This is a genomic window from Chlorogloeopsis fritschii PCC 6912 (assembly GCF_000317285.1).
GTDB lineage: Bacteria > Cyanobacteriota > Cyanobacteriia > Cyanobacteriales > Nostocaceae > Chlorogloeopsis > Chlorogloeopsis fritschii.
This window is the reverse complement of the sequence record NZ_AJLN01000033.1, coordinates 1-13,387: the sequence shown is the minus strand read 5'-3', so window position 1 is coordinate 13,387 and position 13,387 is coordinate 1. Positions and strand designations below refer to the sequence as shown.

Sequence of the window (13,387 nt, the reverse complement as noted above, 5' to 3'; positions counted from 1 at the left end):
CTCCGAAGTTCAGATCGGAGGAAACCTCCGATCTGACTTCTCTCTGCCTTCTGCCTTCACTAGCGTTCGTCAGTTTCAGCAGCGATCGCCGGATAAGGTTCGTCTGGATTGGCACGTAACACAGAGTTAGTACCAGCGGACAAAACGGGTTCGGCATCAGACAGGGGAACGCCCTCCCTTGCATTCTCCAAGCCGTAGTCATAAGGGCCTGTTGCCAGTACTGGTGGTTTATCGAAGTTTTCAAATGCTGGCGGTGAAGCAGTCATCCACTCCAGAGTTAGTGCACTCCAGGGATTATTACCCGCTTTTGCCCCGTACATCCAACTCCAAATCACATTAATAATGAAGGGGAATGTCGAAACTGCCAGTATGTAAGCACCATAAGTGCAGATTTCGTTGAGGAACGTGAATTGGGGATCGTACTGGGCGACGCGGCGGTTCATACCCATCATGCCTAGCTTGTGCATCGGTAAGAAAGCCATGTTTAAACCGATGATAGTGAAGGCGAAGTGAACCTGCCCCCAAAATTCATTCAGCATTCGCCCTGTCATTTTCGGGAACCAGTGATAGAAGGCTGCATAAATGCCCAATACACTACCACCAAACAGAACGTAATGCAGGTGCGCCACCACAAAATAAGTGTCGTGAACGTGGATATCAAACGGCACAGCTGCCAACATTACACCACTGATCCCGCCAATCACGAAAGTGCCAACAAAGCCGATCGCAAACAGCAAAGCAGGGCGCTCAAGGTGAAGTTTGCCACCCCAGAGAGTTCCCAACCAACTGAAAATTTTAATCCCCGTGGGTACGGCAATGATCATTGTGGTGATCATAAAGAACATCCGCAACCAACCAGGGATACCACTGGTAAACATATGGTGTGCCCAGACAATCAAGCCCAAAAAGCTAATTGCCAGAGAAGAATAGGCGATCGCTTTATACCCAAAAATTGGTTTGCGAGAATGAACGGGGATCACTTCAGAAATCACCCCAAAGAAGGGCAAAATCATAATGTAAACCGCTGGGTGTGAATAGAACCAGAACATATGCTGGTAAACTACGGGATCGCCACCGCCAGTGGGATTAAAAAATGTCGTACCTGCGAACAAATCAAAGGCAAGTAGAATTAATCCTGCCGCAAGTACGGGTGTAGATAAAAGAACCAACGCTGAGGTTGCAAAAGCTGCCCAACAGAACAAAGGCAACTGATGGAATCCTATGCCAGGGGCACGCATTTTCAGCAGGGTAACAATGAAATTGATTGCCCCCAGGATGGATGATGTACCCAAAAGTAGGACACTCATAATCCAAATTCCTTCACCCACCTGACCGGTTACTAAGCTCAGGGGAGGGTAAGAAGTCCAACCTGCGTCTGGTGCATCGCCTACAACTAAGCTGGCGATTAACATTAAACCCGCTGGGGGAATGATCCAAAAAGCTAAGGCATTCAGGCGAGGGAACGCCATATCCTTTGCCCCAATCATCAGGGGAAGCACGTAGTTAGTAAAACCCGCACCTGCTGGCACGATCCACAAGAAAATCATGATTGTGGCGTGCAACGTAAACAAGCTGTTGTAGACTTCGGGAGTAACAAAATCGACTTCTGGGGTTCGCAGTTCCGTGCGAACCAAATCGGCCATCACGCCACCAATGCAGTAAAAAATGAAAGTGCTAACTAGGTATTGAATACCGATAACTTTATGGTCGGTGTTAAAGGTAAAGTATTCCCACCATTTTCTTATTCCTGGTTCCTCAATTTCGGCAGGAATATTGGCTTTTTCTTGTACCTGTGCTTGTGTCATAGAATCTATTGTCATTTGTCCTTGGTCATTTGTCCTTTGTCATTTGTCTCGTGTCCTAATGACTAAAGACTTATGAACGCCAGTCGCTACAAGTTGGCAAAGCCGCCCAACGCGCTGGCTCCTAATGACTAATTGTGAATTTGATGTAGTATTTCTGGCTGAATTCCCATGTTGTGAGTATGGGGTGCGAGAAATTCAGCTGGAGTTAATTCCGCAGGATTTACAGCAATTGCTTGATTAAGCGTTTCATTGCTTGCAACTTGCTGTTCTTTCATCCACGCTGCAAAGGTTTCTGGTTTCTCTACGACAACTTGTGTTCTCATTGCACCATGGTAAGGGCCGCACAGTTCTGCACAGATGAGCGCATACGTACCCTCTTTGCTGGGAGTAAAGCGGATCTCACTTTGCCGTCCGGGGATCGCATCTTGCTTCAGGCGAAACTCTGGTACCCAGAAAGCGTGAATCACGTCATTTGCTGTCATATTAATCTGCACCTCGCGTCCGACAGGAACGTGCAGCTCACCAGAAGTGACACTGGTGTCTGGATAAGTAAAAATCCAGGCATACTGCAAACCTGTAACGTTAACTGTAAGTGCGGGTGGTTTGCCTTCTTTGTCAGGAGTAGGCCCAATTGTAGGAGCTACACTGCCTACTCCAGGAGCATTCTGCTTTTGAGGAATTTGATCGGCATTGCGGACTGCTGCTGTGGCAGGATCTTCCATTGCCTGATCAGATTTTTCCTGATTGAGATTGGGTTCTGTGTTCGGTGGTGTATCGGTTAAAGTCGCCGCAATCGCCGCTCCTGGCATTTTCATCGCTTGTGGTGTCATCGGAGCTTCGTGGACAGCATGGGGATTGAAACCGCCCATTTCATTGTAGACATCGAAGCTGTAAACAGAAATACCAAGAACGATAATTGCCGGGATCGCCGTCCAGAGGATTTCAAGTGGTACGTTGCCATGAACTGGCAGACCGTCTTTATCGTCACCTGTACGTCGGCGATACTTGACTATAGTGTATATTAAAACACCTTCAACCAACAGAAAGATACCTACAGATACGGTCATCATTGTATTGAACAGACCGTCTACCAAGGAAGCTTCATCAGAGGCTGCTGTTGGTAGGAGACCATGATTTTGACCGTACCAAAGACTGACGAGTGTCAGTAGGATGCCAATGAGTAATGTCCAGATGGAACTTGGAATTTTCACGGTTGATAGAGCTAATGACTTTACTACGGTGGACAGAACTGCTCACTTACTACGGTAGTCTAGGCTGCCAGACATTGAGTACCAGAAGGTGAAATCATTATTAATTTTTAAGCTGATGTTTCCATCCTCAACAGAACGTATTGATTGGATATGCCACAAGATGGATGTCAATCAGAGAAAATTCTCCGGAAGCAAGAAGAATTTGCAGCAATCAATTGCTGACAATTGGAAAAATCCCTAAAGCTTCAAGCCCAAACTGGCAAGGGTGGTTCAAAGTATAAATGAGAGCCGATCTCTAGTCCAGCTTTATATAAGCTAGGGTGGAGAAGGATCTACACTGAATTGTCCCTTGAAGTTTGTTAGCTCACGAAAAGTAGGCAAAAGGTATCTTTCATGAGCGAGATAGTCCTAGAACAACAAAATCTAACGGCAGTTGAACAGCAAAAACCAAAGGATCGAATTCGTCGTTTGGTTTGGAAAATGTGTGTGGCCACTTTGATTTTAATGGCAATCGGCAGTGCCACCCGCGTGATGAATGCAGGACTGGCTTGCCCAGACTGGCCTTTGTGCTACGGTGAACTAGTGCCAACCAAACAAATGAATTTCCAAGTTTTCTTGGAGTGGTTTCATCGCTTGGATGCGGCATTAATTGGCATCAGTGCGATCGCACTCGTTGGTATTTGCTGGTGGTGTCGTCGCTCCTTACCCTACTGGCTGCCTTGGGCATCCACATTTGCCTTGTTTTTAATTGTTTTCCAAGGTATATTGGGCGGACTTACTGTTACCCAATTATTGCGGTTTGATATCGTTACCGCCCACCTGGGAACGGCGTTATTGTTTTTCTCGACTTTAATGGTTATTGGTACCGCACTCACCCCGTACCAAGGTACTGGAACTGTTGGTAAATTACCTTGGGTGGGTTTAGTAGCTACTCTTTTGGTGTACGTCCAAAGTCTACTCGGTGCTTTAGTCGGATCTCGCTGGGCGCTACACCAATGCTTTGCGGGTTACCAACTTTGTGATGTGATGTATACGCATATTTTTGGCTTGATCCCACCAACAGTAGCAACACTAGCTGTTGTGATTCTGGCTTGGCGCACACCAGCATTGCATCCAGCTTTGCGAAAACTGGCAAATATGGCTGGAGGATTGCTAATGCTCCAAATCCTGTTAGGATTAGCCACTTATCGGTTACACCTCCAAGTTGAGCCATTGACAGTTTCCCATCAGGCTGTAGGAGCAGCTTTGCTAGGTACTTTAGTAGTTTTTACAGTTCTCTCGCTGCGTGACTGGGCTATAAATCGGGAACTCAATGCTTACACGATTACCGATCCAGCAACTGCGATCGCTAAAACTGTATCTGGAGCAAAGCCTTAATTTATTTCAGGTTTGAGACTCAAAAGAGCTAAAAAAGCAGCGGCAGCCTATAAGTTGTTAACACAAAAGGAAATATTGCCAAAATGATTGAGACTAATGTCTCGAAGCAGCATCAAACATTTCTGCAAGTTCTTCAAAGTTATTACCAGTTAACTAAACCCAGGATTATTCCATTACTGTTGATTACTACAGCTGGAAGTATGTGGATTGCAGCTAAAGGACAAGTAGATCCAATGCTTCTACTAGTAACTCTAGCTGGTGGCACTCTAGCTGCTGCTAGTGCCCAAGTAATTAACTGTATCTACGATCGAGACATTGACTATGAAATGGAGCGGACACGCCACCGTCCCATCCCTTCAGGTAGGATACTCTCACGTGATGCCCTCCTGTTTGCGATCGCTCTAGCTGTCATCTCCTTTACCCTACTTACTGTATTTGCCAACTTGCTAGCTGCATTGCTGGCAATGTCTGGTATTGTTTTTTACGTTTTAGTTTATACACATTTACTGAAGCGCCACAGTAGCCTAAATATTGTGATTGGAGGTGCCGCAGGAGCAATACCAACACTAGTTGGCTGGGCAGCAGTTACAGGTAGTTTAAGCTGGACAGCATGGTTATTATTTGCAATTGTGTTCTTGTGGACACCGCCTCATTTCTGGGCATTGGCATTGATGATTAGGGATGATTACGCAAAAGTAGGCGTGCCTATGCTACCAGTAGTAGCAGGCAATCAAGCAACAGTGCAGCAAATTTGGTATTACACTTTGGTAACCGTAGCAGCAACACTGTTACTGATTTATCCCTTGCACCAAACTGGAATTATCTACGCAGCGATCGCCCTATATTTGGGTGGATTATTTATTTACAAAGCGTGGCAGCTGTTGCAAAATCCGGAGGATCGCAATTTAGCTAGAGGATTATTTCTCTATTCAATCTCTTACATGATGCTATTGTGTCTGGGTATGGTAGTTGATAGTCTTCCCCTAACGCATCACGCAATCAGTTTTGTAGTAAGTCAGTTACATTTTCTCAGCTAAAATCTTAGTTGGAAATTTAAGCGAATAGAAACCGGGTTTGTGAAAAGCCCGGTTTTTAGTTGGAGCGATCGTAAACCAAAGGTTGCTGTATTTGATAAATTGAGACTTGATCAAAGCGTCAGAAAGTAACCATGACAGCCATTCAAACAACTGTGGTTCTTGCTATGACAGCGGATGGGAAAATCAGTGCTGTAGATCCTAGAGCGCCCCGTGATTCAGATCCAGCTGATAAAGCGCATCTAGAGTATCAAGTCTCGCTTGCAGATCTCATCTTAGTAGGAGCTGGAACGATTCGAGCAGAGGAAAAAACCTTTACAATTAACAATCCTGAATTATTAGCAGCGCGTCAAATTCGGGGACAGCCTCCCCAGCCCATTACCTGTGTTGTCTCACGCTCACTAGAACTATCTCCGGCTCTGCCTTTTTTCCAGCAGGACGTTGAGCGATGGATATTTACGACCCAAACAGCTTTGGAGCGTAGCTCCCAGACAACAGGTCTGCACAAAGTAGCTAATTTAATTGATCTGGGCGATACAGACTTAGACTGGGATCGAGGCTACACCATAATGGCAGAACGTGGCATCCGCAAGGTTGTTGCTTTAGGAGGAGGCTCTTTGACAGCTTCTTTGGTGCAGGCAGGGCGAATCGATGACTGGTGGTTGACGATTTGGCCCGTCATTTATGGAGGGCAAGGTGCGCCGACTCCAGTAGAGGGAGAGGGCTTTGTTCCCCGTGCAGCCCCTCATCTCCAACTAATTGAGACTCGTCAGGTTGGAAGTGAGTTGTTTTTGCACTATCGTACTGTCAAGTAATTATGTTTTTAGAGTTTATGAGATCTCAATTAAATTCGACGAGCTTGCAGGCATTTTCCTGTCACAGCTTTCAAGCCTACTCATAAATAGCTAATCAGTAACACCTTTAAAACATGGAGAAAGATGTGAAACAGCTTTTAGACTACAACTTCTTTGATCCCGAACTCCTTGAGTGCCCTTATGAATTTTATAAGCTGGCGCGGGAGCAGGCACCAGTTATGGAGCTACCGAGTCCAATAACTAACGCCAAGCTCTTCCTCGTTACCCGCTATGATTTAGTGGTCGAAATTCTTAAAGATACGGCAGTGTTCTCCAGCAATTTCTCTACTCTACTGGCTGGTAAACAGGAACAAGACGAACAATTGCAGCAAATTTATGACCAAGGTTGGCCCCAGATGAACACTTTGCTGACAGCAGATCCGCCAGAACACGAGCGATTCCGAGCATTGGTGAATAAGGCATTTACCCCTTCCCGTGTCAATAAAATGCACAACTCGATTCAGCAGATCGCTGATGAACTAATTGATAGTTTCATCGATAATAACAAGTGCGAATTTGTCAGCGAGTTTGCCGTACCCCTACCCGTGAAAGTGATTGCCGATCAGTTAGGTGTGCCGCGAGCAGATCTGCCCAAGTTCAAGCGATGGTCTGATGCTTTCATTGCTCGCCTCGGTCGCATGATCTCTAAAGAGCAAGAGATAGAGTGCGCCAAGGATGTCGTTGCCTTCCAGCATTATTTCTACGATGTAATTGAGTCACGTCGGTTAGAACCCAAGGATGACCTGATTACCGACCTAGTAAAGTCAGAGGTGGCAGGGACGCGATCGCTCGATATCGCTGAACTGCTCAGTATAATTCAGCAACTACTGGTAGCAGGCAATGAGACTATCACTAATGTGATCGCGGGTGGTATGCTGCTGCTTGCCCAGAATCCTGAGCAAATGGCTTTGGTACAAACAGATCTTTCCAAGCTTGAGAATTTTGTTGAAGAAGTCCTGCGTATGGAAACTCCTACAGCGGGGATGTGGCGAGTCGTCAAGCAAGATACAAAACTAGCAGACGTTGAACTCTCAGCCGGATCGTTAGTGATGATCCGCTTTGATGCTGCTAACCGCGATCCGGCAAAATTTGAGGATGGCGAGCGTTTCGACGTGTGCCGCCAGAATTCGGGTAGCCATCTGGCTTTTGGGCATGGCATCCATTTTTGCTTAGGCGCTATGTTGGCGCGTAAAGAAATGCAGATTGCTTTTGAGCGTTTGTTGCTACGCCTCAAGAACATTCGCCTAGCGCAAGGAGATTATAAGCACTTGCCAAACATACTCTTACGGGGATTGACGCACCTCTACATTGAGTTTGACAAGGTAGCATGAGTAACTATGATGATTCAAATAGAATCACAGCAATGTAGAAAGATTCTTTTTGGCTTGTGCTTTCAATTTCCATCAAAACCTCCTCTAACAGCGTGATCGCATTACTATCAGAATCGGTTATTTAAAATTGTAAAAACTAAAAATGCTGACAAATTACATTAGTGCAGCAATGCATAAGGCGACTTACGAATTGCTTGAGGATGGAACTTTTTATGGTGAAATTACTGAATGTAAAGGTGTTTGGGCAAACGCTTCCACACTGGAAAATTGCCGGGAAGAGTTGCAAGATGCTTTAGAAGGATGGACTACTTTAGGACTGCGTTTGGGGCATACTCTACCAATACTTGACGGTATCAACCTGAATTTTAGTAAAGAGGTTGCCTAATGCCACCATTTAGAGCAATCAGTCGGCGTGATTTAGTTTATTACCTGAAAGAATTTGGTTTTGATGTCCCTTATCCCGGTGGAAAACATTAATAAAAGCCCAGTTTTTTAATGAACTATATCAACCTCTCCATTCCGACTCAGGAATTTGTGCTCCTTGAAAAATACTGCGTAATGTACCTATAGGTAAAGTACGCCCTCGATGTTCCGGAACAATCACTTGCAAACCAATATCTTCATTTCTCCATTTACGGTGACTACCTTTTTGAGAAATAAGTTGAAATCCATATTGTCTCAAAATAGATTCAACTTCTCTAGCTGTCATCCGACGAATACGTTCGCTCATCAGACGATAATCTCCCGTGCAATTGCACCAGGAGCTAACTCAATCTCTTCCTGTTGTAAGTACAATTGAATAGCTTCTTTAATATTTTCTAATGCTTCTTCTTCTGTTTCTCCTACTGAAGTACAGCCTGGTAATTCTGGACACCATACAGCCCACTCACCTGTTTCTGGATCTTCTTCAAGAATCACACGCCATTTCATAATTAATTATTTTTGATAATAATTCTGGGATAGATTTGTTCATGGTGAAAATGACAATGAACCGCATCATGAACCATTTCTTGTAAGCTTTCTAAGTCATCAGCTTGAGTAAAAATTGATTCACCTAATGCCCTGGCAGTGTAACCACCATCTGGATCGTCTTCAACTAAAAACACAATTTCAGTCATAACAAATTTCGGATTAGAACAACCAGGATTGGAACAGTACAGCATTTCAGGAAAAGTCTCAACAGATTATGCCTCTGTGTTAAGTTTTCCCATTTTTCTACCTGTATCTCAGATTAACTCTCAACTATCTGTGAAGCAAATTCTATTGCCTCTGCTGCTGTGGAAACCTTACCTTCAATTTGTGCGATCGCTATTTCTGTTAGTAATTTCCCGACAAGTGGTGAAGCCGGAATTTGTAATGCTGCTATCAAGTCTTTTCCACTTACTAAAGGCGCGGGATGAGCAACTAAATCATTAGGATTAAGGTAGCGATTGATTAAAGGTGCGATCGCTTCTATAGAAGTACCATTTGCTACTGCTAAAACTGCTGTGGTTGGAAATACAAATCCAGCTTCTTGAAATAAGAAATACTGTTCTCGTAAAGACATTGAAGATGCATTTAGCTGCATAAAAAGTTTCAAAGCTGTAATTACAGCTTTAATTTCCGCACGGCTATAGGTTAGTTCGTGTAATTCAATTTCTGCTACTTCTGGATTTTGACTAACTAAACAAGCTAGCTTGGCAATACCCAACCAAGTTGTTTTCACGGTATCGCGAATACATTTTTGCAATTCTTCCCCTAGTTGTGGCCATATTTGTGTAAGGCGATCGCTGGCACTGTCAACTGCTCTAAGCTGGCGAAAGCTTTCTAGCGTAGCGTATTTAAAAAAATGGGTAAGTAAATTATCTTTGCCCGCATCAATTAGCCAAGGAGTACCATGAGAACTTGCCAGCATATACCCCAATTCTACCCGTACTCGTTCTGGGGCAACTTTCACTAGATATGGTGTTAAAGCGCGAATTGCTGCTTGAGTGCTTTCTTCAATCCTAAAATTAAGTTGGGAGGCTTGGCGATACGCCCGTAGTAGCCGCAAGGGATCGTCTTTCAAATTAACGGGTGATATCATCCTCAAAATCCGCTTTTCTATATCTGCACAACCTTCCAAGGGATCGATGATTTCTTGGGTGTGTGGATTGTAGGCGATCGCATTTACTGTAAAATCTCGCCTGTGTAAGTCAGCTTCTAAACTATTTCCTTCTTGTAGAGCAAAATCAGCAGTCGCACCAGGAAATACTACACGAGCAATTTGTCTTTCTGGATCTAGCAAAACAAAACCAGCTTTGTAATGCCTCGCTATTTGACGAGCCACTTCTACAGCATTAAATGGCAAAACAAAATCTAAATCTAAATATTCGCGAGTTCTGTTCAGGATGGCATCTCTTACAGCACCACCTACCATGTAAGCAGGTTGTGGCAATAATTCTAGGCTAAAAGGCCAAGTTTCGGGAGCTAGGGTAGAAGTAACTGAAAGATGCATTGTAATAAAAATAAACCCAAGGGCCAATGAATAACAGTTTCGCTTAAGCTACATTAACAATAAAGGCTCAGGAGTTGGTTCTATTATGTGTGTTTGTGTTAATTGCCACTATGTAGATCGCTGCATCACCTACCACGCGGTAGAAACGCAGCACCAACAGCCCCATTTGACTGAAAACCCAGATTTCGAGCCAAATGAACCATCCATCAATGTCAACATTCGTTCCAAAGACGATGTCATTGAAATGGAATGGGATGTTGTGGGTTGTCTCAGCTTTAAGAAGGAAATGGGTAAGTGGTCGAAGTTACGCCCTGGTGAATTGGTGCCAACTTGAGAAGAATGGCAAGTGATTTTAATGCGACTACTGCCGAACAGTGTGGTAGTCGTATATGTCTTGATGTAAATGCAGGTATTCAAAATTATATGCCTGAAGGCCTTTTGCCAATTTAAAATGAGCAGTGGCAACCTGATTTATATTTGTATAAGCTTTGTCTACTGAATTAGAAAATTTCGACTCCACAAAATACGGTTTAGCACTCCACACCACAACCCCTGAACTAGGTTTGGCAATCAGTAACTTTGCTGAAGATAAACGTTCTGGTGTTTGGAATTTGGAACGCGAATTATCCAACCAGCTACATCTATATTTAACGAAATTTATAAAACCTCAAACCTGGGCAGATTTAGCATTCATTGCCGTCGCTAAAGGACCTGGTGGTTTTACTGGAACTCGCATTGGTGTTGTTACTGCTAGAACACTAGGACAACAATTACGTATTCCTGTATTTGCTATCTCCACCTTGGCAGCAGTGGCGTGGCAGAATGCTGAATATGCAGAAGATAATGTTATTGCCGTGCAAATGCCAGCACAACGGGGTCAAGTTTTTGCTGCTATTTATCAACCTGCACCTGATGCTTCTAGACTCAACGTCTTATTGCCAGATACTGTCTTGACACCAGAAGTTTGGCAGGAAAAGTTAGCTAGCTGGAATATTAATTATCAGCTAATTGAAGCAAAATCTGGATTAGCAATCACAGTGACTAGTATTTTGCAACTAGCATATTTAGATTGGCAGAGAGGAAATTGTCCCCATTGGTCAGAAGCACTGCCATACTATGGACAACATCCAGTGGATACGTAATGTAAATGGGTTTGCCCTCCTCTACATTTGCATCAAGCGCCAATTATAGCGATTCCATTCGTACATACCTTGAATTTCATACTCGGCACCATTATTAAAGCGGACGATGCAATTGGTAGAAGAATAATCACTATGTCTAACTTCCTTAATCTGAATGACAATACAGGGAAACCATTCGCGACGACAAGGGCCATCATCTTGTACCCATTCCCACAGTGCATTGCAAACTTCAATGCGATCGCCTACTTTTAGCCTCCATCTATCCTCAGAAAAAAACTTATGAAAATGATGTGCTTCTATACGATTAAGCCATTGCAAACCGTAGCGATCGCGGATAAATTGAACCTCTCCAGAATTATTGTCATGCAACCAATCGTTAAGTAACTGGGCTTTCCAGGAAAGATTTTGTTCTTCTTGCCCTTTGACGAAACGTAAAAATGCTTGCAATTCTTCCGTGGTTAGTTCATCTAAAGGGTTAGCATGATCTAAAACGCCGGAATTTAAGTTTCCCTTAATTTGTCCGACGACTTGCAGTAATATCTGTTTTTGTATCTCAGTGAGAGGGCAGCGGGCTGTTTCACAACGATTAAACGCTGTTTCCAAGGCTGCTTCAATCTCATCTGGTGTCATAAGTTAATAGCAATTTAAGGGCTATTTCTATAATTATTACAAAATTTGTAGAGACTGAAAAATAGCCTCATACAATATCTACTGGGAATGAGATATATCCAATGTTGCAATATAAAATTAGGTTAATACAAGTTTCTATAAGTCTCTATCCTAAAATAAAAAGTTATAAATATAACACTTAAACAAGTAAGATTATCTATTTTTAAATAAGTATCAATAGCTCTCAAAATCTAATTCTGGCACTCAAAATACTATAAACTGAGTTTTAAGTTACCTATTGTTTTATTTATTCAAGGTGTCTTTTATGCTGTTACGCGCACTGAGAGTGATTTTCTTTTCCTGCATATTCGGAGTATTAACGTGGGTGTTTACTCCCCCTGCCGTAGCACTGACACAAATTAAACTATTTGATATTTCTTATAAGGAGTGCCCAAAAGAACTGGCAAAAGGAGCAGTTACTAGTGGTACTACGATGGCGGCAAATTGCTTTCTTGTCACTGGGAAAGCTGAAAATTCGACTAACAAAACAGTCTACGATGCAGATATATTTGGGCGTATCTATGATGCTAATAACGACTCAGTCATGCAGAATCGCACCCGTCTGGGTTCAATAGCAGAAGTACCACCAGGCATCAGTGATTTTGAATTGAGAATTTCTGTGCCAGCCAATCAACCCACTCCTTTAAAGTTAAAGCAGTTTAAAGCTGCCGGGTTTAGCGCCCAAGTTCGTAAGTAATACAAATTTGCCTAAGATATATATAATTCTCAAACTACCCAGGTTGGCTTCATATTTATGAACCCAACCTGTATTGATTAATTTTTTACATCTTTTACCATAACGTTATTCCAGTAATAGCAGTTCAGTTGGAAGGAGATGCTCATAAGGTTCGTCAGTCTATCATCATTGGTTCTGCTATTGCCTTACTGATGTTTATCGCCTGGAATGCTGTGATTTTGGGAAGTGTCAATTCCGAACTGGTAAAGGACGTCTACTCAAGCAAAACTGTTTTTGATCCATTGCAAATTCTGCGTGATGGCGGTGCAGGAGAATGGTTAGGGATACTAGTTTCTGTTTTCTCAGAATTTGCGATCGCAACTTCATTCATCAGATTTGTATATGGCTTACTAGATTTCTTTAAAGATATTCCTGTTTGTGCATCCAATAATCATTCAACTCGCTTACCACTCTATGGACTCATCATTTTCCCTCCAATGAGTTTGGGGATGCTGAATCCTAGCATTTTCTTTACTGCGTTAGATTATGCTGGAACTTTCTGTATTTCAGTTTTAGGAGAGATTCTTCCCGCATTAATGGCTTGGAAACAACGTCAGCAGCAGAAATACTCCCAGGGTATGAATATTATGCTTGTTCCTGGTAGCTGGGCGACACTCGCGCTCGTGATTTTTGTATCATTAAGCGTCATCTTCAAACAAATTCTCTCATTTTAGCTATAAACAACCGTACCTTTAACTAGAAAAGCTGTCACGGTAGGCGATCGTACCTCTTTGCACTAGATAGCAGAGGAA

At 43.2% G+C, this 13,387-nt stretch carries 17 protein-coding genes; 10 read left to right on the top strand and 7 right to left on the bottom strand.

Features of this window, described 5'->3' with window-relative positions; all coding sequences use genetic code 11:
* Nucleotides 1-59: 59 nt before the first annotated feature.
* Together ctaD and UYC_RS0101550 are read right to left on the bottom strand one after the other, a co-directional pair.
* On the bottom strand, nt 60-1,805 hold the full coding sequence (ctaD, locus tag UYC_RS0101555; RefSeq protein WP_016872876.1) for a cytochrome c oxidase subunit I: 1,746 nt from the start codon (nt 1,803-1,805) through the stop codon (nt 60-62).
* Between the two features lie 128 nt (nt 1,806-1,933).
* The gene (locus UYC_RS0101550) at nt 1,934-3,016 is read right to left on the bottom strand and encodes a cytochrome c oxidase subunit II (RefSeq protein ID WP_016872875.1); all 1,083 of its coding nucleotides are present in this window, start codon (nt 3,014-3,016) and stop codon (nt 1,934-1,936) included.
* A 393-nt stretch (nt 3,017-3,409) separates the two neighbouring features.
* On the opposite strand from UYC_RS0101550, the gene UYC_RS0101545 reads away from it, so the two are divergent.
* From UYC_RS0101545 to UYC_RS40510, 6 genes are all read left to right on the top strand, one after another.
* On the top strand, nt 3,410-4,393 hold the full coding sequence (locus UYC_RS0101545; RefSeq protein ID WP_016872874.1) for a COX15/CtaA family protein: 984 nt from the start codon (nt 3,410-3,412) through the stop codon (nt 4,391-4,393).
* 83 nt (nt 4,394-4,476) lie between these two features.
* Nucleotides 4,477-5,430 (top strand): heme o synthase, encoded by a 954-nt coding sequence (locus UYC_RS0101540; RefSeq protein WP_016872873.1) that lies wholly within the window; start codon nt 4,477-4,479, stop codon nt 5,428-5,430.
* A 131-nt stretch (nt 5,431-5,561) separates the two neighbouring features.
* Nucleotides 5,562-6,242 (top strand): RibD family protein, encoded by a 681-nt coding sequence (locus UYC_RS0101535; protein WP_016872872.1) that lies wholly within the window; start codon nt 5,562-5,564, stop codon nt 6,240-6,242.
* 125 nt (nt 6,243-6,367) lie between these two features.
* The gene (locus UYC_RS0101530) at nt 6,368-7,612 is read left to right on the top strand and encodes a cytochrome P450 (RefSeq protein ID WP_235082859.1); all 1,245 of its coding nucleotides are present in this window, start codon (nt 6,368-6,370) and stop codon (nt 7,610-7,612) included.
* A gap of 142 nt (nt 7,613-7,754) precedes the next feature.
* Nucleotides 7,755-7,997 carry a type II toxin-antitoxin system HicB family antitoxin gene (locus tag UYC_RS0101525; RefSeq protein WP_016872870.1) on the top strand — a complete coding sequence of 81 codons (243 nt, stop codon included), beginning with the start codon at nt 7,755-7,757 and terminating at the stop codon, nt 7,995-7,997.
* On the top strand, nt 7,997-8,089 hold the full coding sequence (locus tag UYC_RS40510) for a type II toxin-antitoxin system HicA family toxin (RefSeq protein WP_016872869.1): 93 nt from the start codon (nt 7,997-7,999) through the stop codon (nt 8,087-8,089). The genes UYC_RS0101525 and UYC_RS40510 overlap by 1 nt, the downstream gene beginning before the upstream one ends.
* A 28-nt stretch (nt 8,090-8,117) precedes the next feature.
* On the opposite strand, the gene UYC_RS0101520 is transcribed toward UYC_RS40510, so the two are convergent.
* The 4 genes from UYC_RS0101520 to UYC_RS0101505 form a co-directional block, all read right to left on the bottom strand.
* A complete protein-coding gene (locus tag UYC_RS0101520; protein WP_016872868.1) occupies nt 8,118-8,342 on the bottom strand; it encodes a type II toxin-antitoxin system HicA family toxin in 225 nt (74 codons plus the stop codon).
* Nucleotides 8,342-8,542, bottom strand: coding sequence for a type II toxin-antitoxin system HicB family antitoxin (locus tag UYC_RS0101515; RefSeq protein WP_016872867.1), 201 nt, complete (start codon nt 8,540-8,542; stop codon nt 8,342-8,344). The genes UYC_RS0101520 and UYC_RS0101515 overlap by 1 nt, the downstream gene beginning before the upstream one ends.
* 2 nt (nt 8,543-8,544) lie before the next feature.
* Nucleotides 8,545-8,730, bottom strand: a complete 186-nt coding sequence (locus UYC_RS0101510; protein WP_026087323.1) for a hypothetical protein — start codon at nt 8,728-8,730, stop codon at nt 8,545-8,547.
* A gap of 113 nt (nt 8,731-8,843) precedes the next feature.
* The gene (locus UYC_RS0101505; protein ID WP_016872865.1) at nt 8,844-10,088 is read right to left on the bottom strand and encodes a tRNA nucleotidyltransferase/poly(A) polymerase-related protein; all 1,245 of its coding nucleotides are present in this window, start codon (nt 10,086-10,088) and stop codon (nt 8,844-8,846) included.
* Between the two features lie 85 nt (nt 10,089-10,173).
* On the opposite strand from UYC_RS0101505, the gene UYC_RS0101500 reads away from it, so the two are divergent.
* Nucleotides 10,174-10,422 carry a Ycf34 family protein gene (locus UYC_RS0101500; protein WP_016872864.1) on the top strand — a complete coding sequence of 83 codons (249 nt, stop codon included), beginning with the start codon at nt 10,174-10,176 and terminating at the stop codon, nt 10,420-10,422.
* Between the two features lie 154 nt (nt 10,423-10,576).
* The gene (gene tsaB, locus UYC_RS0101495; protein ID WP_016872863.1) at nt 10,577-11,230 is read left to right on the top strand and encodes a tRNA (adenosine(37)-N6)-threonylcarbamoyltransferase complex dimerization subunit type 1 TsaB; all 654 of its coding nucleotides are present in this window, start codon (nt 10,577-10,579) and stop codon (nt 11,228-11,230) included.
* Between the two features lie 21 nt (nt 11,231-11,251).
* Here the strand turns inward: tsaB and UYC_RS0101490 are convergent, their stop codons facing one another.
* A complete protein-coding gene (locus UYC_RS0101490) occupies nt 11,252-11,860 on the bottom strand; it encodes a hypothetical protein (protein WP_016872862.1) in 609 nt (202 codons plus the stop codon).
* Between the two features lie 304 nt (nt 11,861-12,164).
* Here UYC_RS0101490 and UYC_RS0101485 point away from each other — a divergent pair, with 304 nt between their 5' ends.
* Together UYC_RS0101485 and UYC_RS0101480 are read left to right on the top strand one after the other, a co-directional pair.
* Nucleotides 12,165-12,596 (top strand): hypothetical protein, encoded by a 432-nt coding sequence (locus UYC_RS0101485; protein ID WP_016879217.1) that lies wholly within the window; start codon nt 12,165-12,167, stop codon nt 12,594-12,596.
* 80 nt (nt 12,597-12,676) lie between these two features.
* Nucleotides 12,677-13,309 carry an aromatic amino acid transport family protein gene (locus UYC_RS0101480; protein WP_321164230.1) on the top strand — a complete coding sequence of 211 codons (633 nt, stop codon included), beginning with the start codon at nt 12,677-12,679 and terminating at the stop codon, nt 13,307-13,309.
* Nucleotides 13,310-13,387 lie beyond the last annotated feature (78 nt).

Bases quoted from the DNA above. Each gene is read 5' to 3' on its own strand.
- UYC_RS0101505 (WP_016872865.1), bottom strand. From the start codon at position 10,088: ATGCATCTTTCAGTTACTTCTACCCTAGCTCCCGAAACTTGGCCTTTT.
- UYC_RS0101485 (WP_016879217.1), top strand. From the start codon at position 12,165: ATGCTGTTACGCGCACTGAGAGTGATTTTCTTTTCCTGCATATTCGGA.
- UYC_RS0101500 (WP_016872864.1), top strand. From the start codon at position 10,174: ATGTGTGTTTGTGTTAATTGCCACTATGTAGATCGCTGCATCACCTAC.
- ctaD (WP_016872876.1), bottom strand. From the start codon at position 1,805: ATGACACAAGCACAGGTACAAGAAAAAGCCAATATTCCTGCCGAAATT.
- UYC_RS0101490 (WP_016872862.1), bottom strand. From the start codon at position 11,860: ATGACACCAGATGAGATTGAAGCAGCCTTGGAAACAGCGTTTAATCGT.
- UYC_RS0101510 (WP_026087323.1), bottom strand. From the start codon at position 8,730: ATGACTGAAATTGTGTTTTTAGTTGAAGACGATCCAGATGGTGGTTAC.
- UYC_RS40510 (WP_016872869.1), top strand. From the start codon at position 7,997: ATGCCACCATTTAGAGCAATCAGTCGGCGTGATTTAGTTTATTACCTG.
- UYC_RS0101535 (WP_016872872.1), top strand. From the start codon at position 5,562: ATGACAGCCATTCAAACAACTGTGGTTCTTGCTATGACAGCGGATGGG.
- UYC_RS0101545 (WP_016872874.1), top strand. From the start codon at position 3,410: ATGAGCGAGATAGTCCTAGAACAACAAAATCTAACGGCAGTTGAACAG.
- UYC_RS0101520 (WP_016872868.1), bottom strand. From the start codon at position 8,342: ATGAGCGAACGTATTCGTCGGATGACAGCTAGAGAAGTTGAATCTATT.
- UYC_RS0101540 (WP_016872873.1), top strand. From the start codon at position 4,477: ATGATTGAGACTAATGTCTCGAAGCAGCATCAAACATTTCTGCAAGTT.
- UYC_RS0101525 (WP_016872870.1), top strand. From the start codon at position 7,755: ATGCTGACAAATTACATTAGTGCAGCAATGCATAAGGCGACTTACGAA.
- UYC_RS0101515 (WP_016872867.1), bottom strand. From the start codon at position 8,542: ATGAAATGGCGTGTGATTCTTGAAGAAGATCCAGAAACAGGTGAGTGG.